The sequence below is a fragment of the Larkinella ripae genome (genome assembly GCF_054780775.1).
Genome location: NZ_BAAGVR010000022.1, coordinates 227,745 through 240,804, shown reverse-complemented (window position 1 = coordinate 240,804; position 13,060 = coordinate 227,745). Strand labels below are relative to the sequence as shown.

Genomic DNA, 13,060 nt, shown 5'->3' with positions numbered 1-13,060 from the left:
AAACCGCTGCGGTTTTGTCTCCTCGCTGACCCTCCATTTGTTAAACTCGAAAACCGTATGGCGCTCGATCACCTGCTTGATTCGGTCGGAACGGCCCGAAAGGGCTTTATTGCCTATGTCCAGCAATTAACGGAAGAACAGGCGCACTGGAAACCCGATCCGGAGACCTGGAGTGCGGTCGACAATACCGAGCATCTCTACTGGGCCGAACACGGCGGCATCTGGGGCATGTGGAAAATTCTGCAAGCCAAACGGGACGGCAAACCGCCGGTTTGGGCGGGTGAGCTGGTGCACCGGGGCCTTTCGATCGAAGAAATCATTGCCCGCACCTGGCAAACCCGCGAAAAAGTGCCGACCATTGCCGCCCCCCGCATGGGCGGTTCGCTGGCTTTCTGGCTGGCCGCGCTGGAAAGCCTGCAACAGCCGCTGGCGGCATTAAGCCGGGAACTGGCCGGGGAAGACTTCGAAGCGATTATTCATCCGCACCCGATTTCGGGGCCGCTCGACGTTCGGCAGCGGTTTGAGTTTTTGCGGTTTCATATTGACCGCCACCGGAGTCAGGTGGCGGATTTGCGGGAAAGGATGCCGGTTTAGCCGGGTCCGGTTTTCCGACCGGCGGGCGATACGGCTGAAACGGAATCCGGAGCAGATTGCCGATCCGCGAATGTTCGTGCGTTTCCGGGTGCGTATCGACCCCGTAGTGCAACGCATCGCGCTCCATCCGGGCATACGTGCCGAACAGCCGGTCCCAGAACGGAAAAATATTGCCGTAGTTGGTGTTGGTTTGCGGCAGGACGAAATGGTGGTGAACGTGGTGCATGTTCGGCGTGACGAACAACCAGCCGAGCGGACGGTCGGCCCAGCGGGGCAGGTGAATGTTGGCGTGGTTGAATTGCGACAGCAGCACCGACAGCGCCTGGTAGAGCATCACAATCCCGATGGGTGTTCCGGCAATGAAAACCGCCAGCGTGGTGAAAACAAACCGGAAAACACTTTCTCCGGGGTGGTGCCGGTTGGCCGTGGTCGTGTCCACGTAGGCGTCGGTATGGTGGATCAGGTGAAATTTCCACAACCACCGGACGCGGTGTTGCAGCCAGTGAATCAGCCAGGCTCCGATGAAATCGAGCAGCAGCAGGCCGGCAACAACCTGCGCCCAAAGCGGCAGTTCGAGCCATTGCAGAATGCCAACGTGTCGGGCAACCACAAAATCACTGGTTTTGAGGAGAATAAACGCCAGCACGAAATTGACGGCGACGGTCGTGAGCGTAAAAAAAAGGTTGATGCCGGCATGCCCGGTTTTTCGGTACGACGCATCAGTTTTGCCAAACTGAAACAACGGAACCGCACTCTCCACCAGCCAGAAAAACGTGATGCCACCCGCCAGAATCAGGCTGCGGTGCGCCGATGGAATGGTTTCAAAATACTGAATCAAGCGCTCCATATCGTCTTCAACAGCCTCAGGTTCAATTTCCTCTATGAAAATTACAAAATAGTGCGACGAAAGACAAAACCGCCGGAGCATTTGCGGCTGTTGGCTCCGATGCCCGAAGGCTAAACCGACGAATCGGAAGCCGGGCGGTCGGTCGGCGGTTTTCGGAAATAGATTTTAAGTTTTTGCGGGCTTGTCCCCGGCTTCCGCGTATTTTAGCGGCTGAACCAGAAACCTCTCAACCATGAATTTTCAGATTTTCGCCGACTACGAAGCTCTTTCCCGTTACACCGCCCGTCACATTGCCGATTTGTTGAACCGCAAGCCCGATGCGCTGATTTGTGCGGCCTCCGGCGATACGCCCGTGGGAACGTACCGCGCGTTGGTTGAATTGGTCAGAAAGGGCGAAACCCGCGTGGACCGCTGCACGTTTGTCGGCCTGGACGAGTGGGTGGGTCTGGGGCCGGAAAGCGAAGGGAGTTGCGCCAATTACCTCCAGCGCGAACTGTTTGGTCCGCTGAATATTAGCCCGGAACACTACCGTTTGTTCGACGCCAAAGCCGCCGACCTGGACGCGGAATGTGCCGATATGACCCGGTTTGTGGACGATCGGGGCGGTTTTGACCTGATTCTGGTGGGCGTTGGTCTGAACGGTCATATTGCGCTGAACGAACCGGGTACGCCATTTACGCTGAAAGCCCACGTTTCTGAACTGGCCGAAACAACCATCACCGTCGGCCAGAAATATTTCTCGACCCCGACGCCCCTGACGCTGGGCGTGACGACCGGTTTGCAGCAACTGATGGACGCCCGGGAAGCGATTCTGATTGCCAGCGGCAGCAAAAAAGCCGATGTTATTAAAACCGCCCTGGAAGGCCCCATCACCGAAGAATTTCCGGCCAGCATCATGCAGCAGCACCCCAACAGCTCCATCTGGGTGGACCAGGCGGCCGCCGGGCAGTGAGCGGATTTTGTTGCGCTGACCGAACCCGGTTTTTCGCCAGGCCCGCCGATGTTGCGGGCCTGGTGCGTTTAAAGGGTTCCGGTTTTTGATTGCGGCCGGAAAATCCTGATTTTTCTGATCCGGTGTTGAGTGTACCGGTTTATTCCAAATGGAAAAACCGCATTAAATGCGCAGTCAATCCGGCCCTACCGCACCCAGTGGGTAGTTATAGATTTTGACTATTTGAATATAGAATTTATCGATTGTGATTATTAAAACAATATCATGTTATTGCGTCTGCAAAAGGCCAGATGCGGTCCAGTGTCTGATTAACTATGACCCTATAGCAATGGAAAAAGAATCGAATGACATCAGTAAATGTCCGTTTCACAACGGCACCCTGAACCACAATGTTGCCGGTGGCGGCACGCGAAACCGGGACTGGTGGCCCAATCAGTTGAAGGTAAGCATCCTGCGTCAGCACTCGTCCAAATCCGACCCGATGGGGGAGGGTTTCGACTACGCCGATGCCTTTAAAAGCCTCGATCTGGAAGCCGTGAAGCAGGACCTGCACGCGCTCATGACCGATTCGCAGGACTGGTGGCCGGCCGATTTCGGGCATTATGGCCCGCTGTTTATCCGCATGGCCTGGCACAGCGCCGGTACGTACCGGGTGACGGATGGCCGGGGTGGTGCCGGGGCGGGACAACAGCGGTTTGCTCCGCTCAATAGCTGGCCCGATAACGTGAGTCTCGATAAAGCCCGGCGGCTGCTGTGGCCGATCAAACAGAAATACGGTCGGAGCCTGTCGTGGGCCGATCTGCTGATTCTGACCGGCAACGTCGCCCTGGAATCGATGGGCTTTAAAACCTTCGGCTTTGCCGGTGGACGCCCGGATGTGTGGGAACCGGACGAAGATGTGTACTGGGGTTCGGAAAAAACCTGGCTGGGGAACGAAGAACGGTATTCAAAAGGCGTTCCGGGCGTAGCCGAGCACGGTGTGGTCAGTTCGGATGAGGATGCGGATGGTCAGATCCATTCGCGTGACCTGGAAGAACCGCTCGCAGCCGCTCACATGGGCTTGATTTACGTAAACCCGGAAGGGCCGGACGGCAACCCGGACCCGATTGCTGCGGCCCGGGACATCCGGACCACCTTCGGCCGGATGGCCATGAACGACGAAGAAACCGTGGCGCTGATCGCCGGTGGCCATAGTTTCGGCAAAACCCACGGTGCAGCTCCTTCCGAGCACGTTGGCAAAGAACCCGAAGCCGCTGACCTGGAATTGCAGGGCTTCGGCTGGGCCAACAGCTTTGGTTCCGGCAAGGGTGCCGACACCATTACGAGCGGGCTTGAAGTCATCTGGACGAAAACGCCGACCCAGTGGAGTAATAATTTCTTTGAAAACCTGTTCGGCTTTGAATGGGAGCTCACCAAAAGTCCGGGCGGGGCGCACCAGTGGATTGCGAAAAATGCCGAGGGCATTATTCCGGATGCGTTCGACGAATCCCGGAAGCACGCGCCCCGGATGCTGACGACCGACCTGGCGTTGCGGCTTGATCCCGAATACGAAAAAATATCCCGGCGGTTTCTGGAGAACCCCGATGCGTTCGCCGATGCCTTCGCCCGGGCGTGGTTTAAACTGACCCACCGCGACATGGGTCCCCGGGCGCGTTACCTCGGTCCGGATGTGCCCGAAGAAATCCTGCTGTGGCAGGATCCGATTCCCGCTGTTGACCATGAACTGATCGGTGAAAGTGACATTGCCGCCTTGAAGGCCAACATTCAGGCTTCCGGATTGAGCGTTTCCGAGCTGGTTTCCACAGCCTGGGCTTCGGCGTCCACGTTCCGGGGTTCGGACAAGCGCGGGGGCGCAAACGGTGCCCGCGTTCGCCTGGCGCCCCAGCAAAACTGGCCGGTGAACAATCCGGCGAGGCTGAAAAAGGTGCTGGGCACGTTGGAAAGCATTCAGAGCGAGTTTAACGGCACGCAGGCCGGCGGTAAGAAAGTGTCCCTGGCCGATCTGATCGTGCTGGCCGGCGCGGTTGGCGTCGAAAAAGCAGCGGGTGATGCAGGACAGGCCGTTACAGTTCCGTTCACGCCGGGCCGGATGGATGCCTCGCAGGAGCAGACCGACGTGGAATCAGTCCGTTATCTGGAGCCCATGGCCGACGGTTTCCGCAACTACCGCCAATCCAACCTTTCGGTATCGACCGAAGAATTGCTGATCGATAAAGCGCAATTGCTGACCCTCACCGCGCCTGAGCTGACGGTGCTCGTGGGTGGTCTGCGGGCGCTCGATACGAATTTCGACGGCTCGAAACACGGGGTGTTTACCCAGCGCCCCGGCAAACTGACCAACGATTTCTTCGTGAATCTGCTCGATATGAACACGGCCTGGAAAGCAACCGGACCGGATCGGGAGTTGTACCTGGGCACCGACCGCGCCACCGGCCAGCCCAAATGGACCGCTACCCGCGCCGATCTGGTATTTGGTTCCAACGCCGAGCTGCGGGCCGTTGCCGAGGTGTACGCCAGTGCCGATGCGCAGACCAAATTTGTCCGGGACTTTGTGGCGGCCTGGAGTAAAGTGATGGATCTGGATCGGTTCGATCTGGCCTGACGGGCCACCAGGACCCTTTTGGTCATCCAAAAACAAAAACCGGCTCAGGTTACCTGAGCCGGTTTTCTGTTCTGTATTCGTTCAATCGAACGTATTTTTGCGGTTTCGTAAGGAGAAACAGATGAACCCCATACAACCCGTCGGCGTCCCCTGACGACGAAGCACCATTTTGAAATTTTAGACGGTCTGCGGGGCATTGCCGCCCTTGCCGTGGTCCTCTTTCATTTCATGGAATTTATTGCCCCCGATTACCACGATAATTTCATTGCCCACGCCTACCTGGCCGTCGATTTCTTTTTCTGTTTATCCGGTTTTGTCATTGGGTATGCCTATGATCAGAAACTCCGGCAAATCGGCCTCATGCGGTTTTTCAAGCTGCGGCTGATTCGCCTGCATCCCCTGGTTCTTATCGGTTCGGTAATCGGGTTGCTGGCTTTCATTTTTGATCCCTACAGCGACCTCTACCGCGTTTACGCCGATAAAACGCCGGCGCTGTTTGTCACCTCCTGCCTGATGATTCCGTATCCGCTGGTGAAGGAACGGTACTTTAATCTTTTTCATTTAAATCCGCCCACCTGGTCGTTGTTTTGGGAGTACAGCACAAACCTGCTGTATGCCCTCGTTCTGGTTCGCTTATCCCGTAAAGCCCTGGGTGTCATAACTTTTGTGGCCGCTCTGGCGCTGATTTACGAAGCGCACCAGTCCACGTTTCTGGGCGTAGGCTTCGGCGGGGATAATGTTACCGGCGGAGGCATCCGGGCGTTCTATTCGTTTCTGGCCGGGCTGTTGGTATATCGTTCCGGGTGGACCCTGCCCTCCCGCCTGGGCTTCGTTTCGGTGGGCGCTCTGCTGGCCGTGAGTTTTCTGATACCCTTCTCAAAACCGCTCAACTGGTTGGTCGATTCCGGGGTGGTCATTTTCTACTTCCCCTTCCTGATCGTCCTGGGAGCCGGGGCGCGTCCCGAAGCGGCTTTCAAAAAGCTCTGCCGGTTTTCGGGCGAAATTTCGTATCCGCTCTACATGATTCACTATCCTTTTTTGTGGCTCGTTTTAAGCTACATCCAAGTCAAAAAACCGACGGTTCACCAACTGACCGGTATGACCATCGCCGGCACTATTCTGCTGATCATGCTGGCGTATCTGGTCATGCGGTTTTTGGACGTTCCGATCCGGCGCTATCTCAAAAAGGGCCTGAAAACCGCATCCTAGGGTGGCCATCCTGCCCGAATAGAGAATGGTTTTGACCGGGTAAAAACTGGATCGTTACAGGCTGTATTTTTTCACGTCCAGCCCCGGCGTGGCGACAATCCGGCCGTCGTCGGTGATCAGAATACCGCTGTAATCCGGGTGTTTTTTCAACAGTTTCAGGCCCGCTTCCCGGCCCAGCACCATGATGGAGGTGCTAAACCCGTTGGCCCGTTCGGCACTGGGGCCAAAAATCGTCACACTGCACAAACCCGTAGCCGGGTAGCCCGTCACGGGATTGATGATGTGGGCATACCGCCGGCCGTTAAAAACCAAAAACTTTTCGTAGCTGCCGGACGTCACCACGGCGCTCTGCCGCAGCGGCACGATGGCAAAAACCGTATCGTTGTGGATGGGATTGGTGAGGCCCACCGTCCAGTCACTGCCGTCCGGTTGTTTGCCCCAGGTGCTCATATCGCCCGAACCGTTGACAATCCCGGCCCTGATTCCCCGGGCCCGCATCAGGTCGCGGCAGCGGTCGGCGGCATACCCTTCGCCCAGCGCCCCGAAGCCAATTTTCATGCCTTTCCGCCGGAGAAAAATCGTGGACTGCTTCCGATCCAGCACAATGTCTTTGTAACCCACTTTTTCGACCGATTTTTTCACCGCTTCCGGGCTGGGCATCGCCGTCATCGAGCCGTCAAACTTCCAGATCCGGTCCATAGCGGCAAAACTGATGTCGAAAGCGCCCCCGGTGATGCGGGAGAGGTGCAGCGCCCGTTCGGTGAGGGCCAGCACTTCCGGATCGACGCGCACCGGCGCAATCCCGGCGTTTTTATTGACCTGCGAAATCTGGGAATCGTCTTTCCAGTCCGAAATCAGATTTTCGATCCGGGTCACTTCGGCAATCACCGAGTCGATCTGCTGGTCGGCCGTCAGGGTGTCATTCGCAACCAGGGTGATGTCAAACCGGCTGCCCATCAGCTTGACGACGCGCTTCCGCAGTACCTGGGAATGGGCCTGGAAACTCACTACAATCAATACTAGAAAAAAGACTGGTTTCATCCGTACGTCGCGCTGCTTTGCCGGTTTTCACCCAACCGGTCAGCCCGTCGGGGCAAAAGTACGCTGAATCGGTTTTTCGGCAAATGAACCGCCCAAAACACCCCGTTCATTCGCTCGCGCTAATTTCCTTTTAGCTCCGAAAAATCCGTATTTTTCTTTTTCTATTTAACTATTTGGTTGATGAATAGAATTATAGCATGAATTATTGCCTGTCTTAAAATAAATTAGAAAAGAGAGTTGCTTTGTACGGTTTCGATTAGCTTACTTTGTCTCCTGACTTAGTAGAATTATAGTTTCAAGCCCCAGACTTTGTTAACCACCAGCAAGGGATTTGGGAACAACTAACTTTTTCATTTACGACAATGAAAAGAATCTGTACGTCTTTTTCGTCATCGCATCCGATGACGCCGGTGGTGTGTGTACCCTGTTCTGACCGGCCCGCAAGGGGCCCGGCAAGCGTCTCCCGCTGCTGTTTTTGCTGATCTGATTTCCTTCTGCTTTCACGCGTTGAGTACTGGCTGATACCCCGATAGGCAGGCCCGCAGGGCTTATCTGAATTTTCGGTGGTTGATTATTCCTATGGGCCCACTGGCCTGTCTATCGGGTTTTCCGCCGGTCTGGTAAACTGCGTTCTTTGTTAATATAGTTATTTTATAGGATTTATAGGCAGTATGGCGCTGTCTGCCAAACCGGTACGCAGTCCGGTAAAAGGTCAGGTGCTGTTTGCAGGACAAAATCCGCCGAGCAGCCGCGCAACCCGGGATGGCCGCGAACCGGAAAACCGGGGCCGGCGGGAACGGGCGCCCGGAAAAGACCAAAACCGGACCACGGGATTCCGAAGGACGCGCGGGCCCTCATCAGCGAAGAAGACCACAAAATCGATCCCCCGCCCGGTGAAGCGCAACCGCATGATGGGTTCGCGGGGGATCCTGAGCGGCATCGACGAACGGAAAGACTCCATTCGCGTCGTGCTGGACCGGGTGAACCGGACGTATGCGCTTTCGAAAAGCACCCTGCAGGCCGGAACCTATTGACCGATTCGTTCAAAAACCGCTTCGGCGGCTGGCTCAACGTCCCTTTTGATTTTAGGACCTGCGGACGGTGCCGACGCACCGAAACCGCAGGCTGATCACCACCTTATTCACTTTGTGTCCATGAAAAAAACAACTACACTCGTTTCGGCCGCGCTGCTACAAACCGCTTTTCTGCTGGTTTTGATAACGGCAACGGCCTTTGCCCAAACCCGAACGATTACGGGAACGATTACCGGTCAGGACGACAAACAACCGCTGCCCGGCGTCAACCTGGTGGTGCAGGGCACCAACGTGGGTTCGCAAACCGACGCCGGTGGCAAGTTCTCCCTGTCGGTTCCGCCGACCGGCAAAACGCTGGTGGTGACCTCCATTGGCTACATCACGCAGGAACTTCCGCTTGGAAACCGGACGTCCTTCGACATTGCGCTGACGGCCGACACGCGCCAGTTGAGCGAAGTGATCGTGACCGGTTATTCCAGCGAAAGCAAAAAAGCGTTTACGGGCTCGGCGTCCAAGGTTTCGGCCACGCAACTGGAAAACCGCCCGGCGCAGAGTCTGGATCAGTTGCTGGGCGGGCAGGCTGCCGGGGTCAACATCGTGCAGCCGAGCAGCGCCCTGAATGCCACGCCGGTTTTCCGGATTCGGGGGGTCAACTCGATTACGTCGTCGGTGTATCCGCTGATCATCGTCGATGGCGTGACGGTTTTTACCGGTTCTTCGGGCGGTTCGGTGGGCAACAACCCGCTGGCCGACATCAACCCGAGCGATATTGAAACGATTGATATTCTGAAAGATGCCTCGGCGACGGCCATTTACGGCTCGCGGGCGGCCAACGGGGTCGTGGTCATTACCACCAAAAAAGGCAGGAAAGGACGCACCAAAGTCAGCTACGACGGTTGGGTGAGTTTCAGCAAACCGTTCAACCTGCTGCCGTTGCTGAATCCGGCGGATTACGTGGCAATCAAGAACGAAGCGCGGGTCAACGCCGGTTTGTCACCCGGTTTTGTGCTGGGCAAAAATGCCGACGGCAGCGATGTGGGCACCAACTGGTACGATGTGGCTTACCGGACGGGGGTGTCGCAAAACCATACCGTCAGTATTTCGGGCGCCAACGACGCCACGAGTTATTTCCTGTCGCTCAACCACTCGGACCAGAACGGGATTCTGAGAACGAACACCTTCAAACGGCAGTCGGCGCGGCTGAATCTGGAGCACAAGCTGAACCGCAGCATCACCCTTGGCACCAACCTGACGTACAGCAAATCCGTGAATGCCGGACCGAATTCGGGCGCGATCGGTCCCAACTCGGTGGCGTCTTCGTCCGGTAACAGCGTCAATACGCAGTACATTGGCTTGCAGCCGCTGGCCCGGATGACGTACATTCTGCCGGCTAACGTTCCCGTTTACAATGCCGACGGATCGTATAACATCAACAAAGCCAATGGCAACATCGGTTACGGCCCGAACAGCACGGCGCTGGGTGTTTTCAACGCCTACAACCTGCAAACCATTCTGGATCTGGACAAGAACTCGTCCGAAAACAACACGCTGATCGGGAGTGTGTTTGCCGAAATTGAAATCCTGAAAGACCTGCGGCTGAAAACCGTGTACGGCATCGACCATTACGTGGTCGAGAACAAGGAGTTCCGGAATCCGTACAGCGGAGACGGTTTTGCCACGAACGGAGCCGCCACCAACTCCAACACGGTTTATTACCGCTCGAACTGGACCAACACGCTGAGTTACAGCACGACGTTTCACGACGATCACAACCTGCGGGTACTGGTCGGCCACGAGGAAATTTACCGGAAAGTCGACGGCTGGGGGGCCAGCCGCTCGGGTCTGGCCGATCCGTTCTACACCAACTACCAGGGCGGTTTTACGACCATTACGCCCACGGCCAACGTGTACTCTGAAAACGGTCTGCTGTCGTATTTCAGCAACGTGAGTTACGATTACAAACGCAAATACCTGTTCAGCTTCAACTTCCGGCGCGATGGGTTGTCGGCGCTGGCCGCGGGCAACCAGTGGGGCAATTTCGGCGGGGGTTCGGTGGGCTGGAACCTGTCGGAAGAGGCATTTTACAAAAACATTCCGCTGGCGCAGACGCTGAACGACGTGAAAATCCGGGCCAGTTATGGCGTGGTGGGCAACAGCAGCCTGAACGATTACGCGGCCCTGTCGCAGTTTGGTTCGGGCACCTACGCGGGCGTCGCCAGCCTGGCGTTCGGGCAGGCCGGCAACCCGGATCTGCGCTGGGAGTCGAGCAGAAAAATTGACATTGGCCTGAACCTCGGCCTGTGGAACAACCGGGTGACGGTGGAAGCCGATTACTACAAAAACACCATTGACGGCCTGATTCTGAACGCGCCCCAGCCGTCGTCGAAGGGAATTCCGGGCAACTCGATTGCCGCCAACGTGGGTTCGCTTTACAACGAAGGCGTCGAACTGGCGATCAATGCCGGGATTCTGACGAAAGGCAAATTTGGGTGGAATGCCGGTTTTAACGTCGCCACTCTCAAAAACCGGGTGACCTCGCTGGGCACCGGGGGCGACATTTACCCGACCAGCCTGAGCACGTTCGGGATTCAGAACATCACCCGCGTGGGCTACTCGGTCGGGTCCATTTTTGCGGTTCCCTCGCCGGGCGTCAATCCGGCCAATGGGAATAAGCTCTACCGCAACCGCAACAACGAAACCGTGCAGTACGACGCGGTGACCAAGCGGTTTACGTACCTCGAAGGCGGTACGGCCCCGTCCATCGACAACTACGCCGACGGCCGGATTCAGGGCCCGTCGCTGCCGACGTATTACGGCGGTCTGAACAACAACCTCAGCTACGGCGACTTCGACCTCGCGGTCAATATCATCTTCTCCGGCGGCAACAAGCTCTACAACGGCACGCGCGCGACGCTCTCGGACCAGCGGTATTTCAACAACGGCACCTTCATCAAAGATCGCTGGACCACGCCCGGTCAGGGAACCGACGTACCGAAACTGGTCTGGGGTGACAGCTTCACGGGCGGTTTTTCGTCGGCCAACACGACCAACGTGGAAGACGGCTCGTTTGCCAAGCTCAAAAATGTGGCGCTGGGCTACCGGGTGCCGGTGCAGCGGATCGGCATTGCCCGATACATCACGTCGGCGCGGGCGTACGTGCAGGCGGCTAACCTGTTCACCATCACCAACTACACCGGCTCCGACCCGGAAGTTTCGATCAACGGCAATTCGATCAATTCCGGAAAAGACCAGAATGTGCCGGTCAATGCCTCCGTTTTCACGATCGGTCTGAATGTCGGTTTTTAATTCTATCCCTATGAAAATCAATCCATTTGTAATTTATATAAGTCTGGCTGTAACGGTTTTTCTGACGGCCTGCCAGAACGATTTGCTGGATAAACAGCCCGTTACGACCATTTCCAACGAAACTGCCTACAGCACCCCCGCCAAGGTGCTGGCGCAGGTGAACGGCTTGTACGCCAATTTCAGCCGGGAGTCGTTCTACGGCGGGCGGTTTATCGTCTTTAACGAGCAGCGCGGCAACGAATTCAGCCAGAACGACGGCAACAATTCCACAGGCGCCAACGTCTGGAACCAGACGATTTCATCCTCCGGCGATTTCGTCAACGCGGTCTGGAGCGCGGCCTATACGACGATCAATTCGGCCAACCTGCTGATCGACAACCTGGCAACTTCGACGGTGGTGGCCGACTCGCTCCGCAGAAATTACATCGCCGAAGCCAAGTTCCTGCGGGCTTTCAGCTACCTGAGTCTGGTGCAAACCTACGCCCAACCGTTCGCGCAAAGCAGCACCAGCCCGGCCCTGCCGCTGCGCCTGAAACCGGAAACCTCCGGCAGCAACAACGATTTTGCGTTTAGCACGGTGGCCGAGGTGTATGCGCAGATTATCAAGGATCTGGACGAAGCCGAAGCGGATTTGCCAACGGCCCATGCCACGGCCATCCTGACGGCATCGCGGGCGCACAAAGCCACGGCCATTGCGCTGAAAACCCGGGCCTATCTGGCGAAAGCGGACTACGCCGGTGTCGTTACCGAAGCCGCCAAACTGGTTCCGGCGACGGCTCCTTTTCAGTACGTTTCGGGAACGCTGACCCACCGGCTGGAAGCCAATGTAGCGACGGTTTTCGGCGGCTCGTACGTGGGAAATGAAGTCTTGTTTTCGATCCCGTTCGTGAATCCGGCCGAAGCACCCGGTTTGCAAAGCGCACTGGCGGCCAACTACTTATCGCCGGTTTTGTACCTGAACCCCACCGCCATTGGGGCTGACCCGGTTTTTGCATCGGCCAGCTCGGCGGACGCCCGCAAAAACCTGATCACGACCAATGCGGCCGGGCAGAAACTCCTGCGGAAATTTCCGAAAAATGCCGCGCCGTATACGGATTATGTTCCCTTGATCCGCTACGCCGAAGTGCTGCTGAATTACGCCGAAGCGGCCGCCCAAACCGGCAACCTGACCACCGCCACCGCCCTGCTGAAAGCCGTTCGCCACCGCTCCGACGCGGCCTATACGTTCACGACGGGCGTTGGCACCCAAGACGAACTGGTCAGCACGATTCTGAACGAACGGCGCATCGAGCTGCTGGGCGAGGGCTTCCGGACGCCGGATCTGCTGCGCCGGGTGCAGGCCCTGCCCGCCAAAACCGGGAATGCCGGAACCGCCCCCGAGATCGCGCCGACGGCAGGGAATTATGTCTGGGCCATTCCGAGTAATGAGCTGGCTTACAACGCGCTGGCGCCCCGATAACGCGCACAACTACTCC

General features: G+C 57.0%; 8 protein-coding genes and 1 pseudogene. 7 read left to right on the top strand and 2 right to left on the bottom strand.

The genetic code is table 11. The features are described 5' to 3' along the window. Positions 1-57 precede the first annotated feature (57 nt). A pseudogene (locus ACYVHX_RS13830) lies at positions 58-504 on the top strand (DinB family protein); the annotation flags it as partial. Here ACYVHX_RS13830 and ACYVHX_RS13825 read toward each other — a convergent pair. After that, the gene (locus tag ACYVHX_RS13825; protein WP_460672241.1) at positions 473-1,441 is read right to left on the bottom strand and encodes a sterol desaturase family protein; all 969 of its coding nucleotides are present in this window, start codon (positions 1,439-1,441) and stop codon (positions 473-475) included. The pseudogene ACYVHX_RS13830 and the gene ACYVHX_RS13825 overlap by 32 nt on opposite strands. 232 nt (positions 1,442-1,673) lie before the next feature. On the opposite strand from ACYVHX_RS13825, the gene ACYVHX_RS13820 reads away from it, so the two are divergent. The 3 genes from ACYVHX_RS13820 (at position 1,674) to ACYVHX_RS13810 (ending at position 6,204) form a co-directional block, all read left to right on the top strand. Next, entirely contained in the window at positions 1,674-2,393 is a 720-nt protein-coding gene (locus tag ACYVHX_RS13820) for a glucosamine-6-phosphate deaminase (RefSeq protein ID WP_460672240.1), read from the top strand. A gap of 328 nt (positions 2,394-2,721) precedes the next feature. Beyond that, the gene (gene katG, locus ACYVHX_RS13815) at positions 2,722-4,995 is read left to right on the top strand and encodes a catalase/peroxidase HPI (RefSeq protein WP_460672239.1); all 2,274 of its coding nucleotides are present in this window, start codon (positions 2,722-2,724) and stop codon (positions 4,993-4,995) included. A 150-nt stretch (positions 4,996-5,145) separates the two neighbouring features. Continuing rightward, positions 5,146-6,204 carry an acyltransferase family protein gene (locus tag ACYVHX_RS13810; RefSeq protein ID WP_460672949.1) on the top strand — a complete coding sequence of 353 codons (1,059 nt, stop codon included), beginning with the start codon at positions 5,146-5,148 and terminating at the stop codon, positions 6,202-6,204. A gap of 54 nt (positions 6,205-6,258) precedes the next feature. Here the strand turns inward: ACYVHX_RS13810 and ACYVHX_RS13805 are convergent, their stop codons facing one another. After that, a complete protein-coding gene (locus ACYVHX_RS13805) occupies positions 6,259-7,245 on the bottom strand; it encodes an FAD:protein FMN transferase (protein WP_460672238.1) in 987 nt (328 codons plus the stop codon). A 671-nt stretch (positions 7,246-7,916) separates the two neighbouring features. Here ACYVHX_RS13805 and ACYVHX_RS13800 point away from each other — a divergent pair. From ACYVHX_RS13800 to ACYVHX_RS13790, 3 genes are all read left to right on the top strand, one after another. Continuing rightward, positions 7,917-8,279 (top strand): hypothetical protein, encoded by a 363-nt coding sequence (locus ACYVHX_RS13800; protein ID WP_460672237.1) that lies wholly within the window; start codon positions 7,917-7,919, stop codon positions 8,277-8,279. A gap of 120 nt (positions 8,280-8,399) precedes the next feature. Continuing rightward, positions 8,400-11,585 (top strand): SusC/RagA family TonB-linked outer membrane protein, encoded by a 3,186-nt coding sequence (locus ACYVHX_RS13795; protein ID WP_460672236.1) that lies wholly within the window; start codon positions 8,400-8,402, stop codon positions 11,583-11,585. Positions 11,586-11,595: 10 nt separating this feature from the next. After that, on the top strand, positions 11,596-13,044 hold the full coding sequence (locus ACYVHX_RS13790) for a RagB/SusD family nutrient uptake outer membrane protein (RefSeq protein ID WP_460672235.1): 1,449 nt from the start codon (positions 11,596-11,598) through the stop codon (positions 13,042-13,044). Positions 13,045-13,060 lie beyond the last annotated feature (16 nt).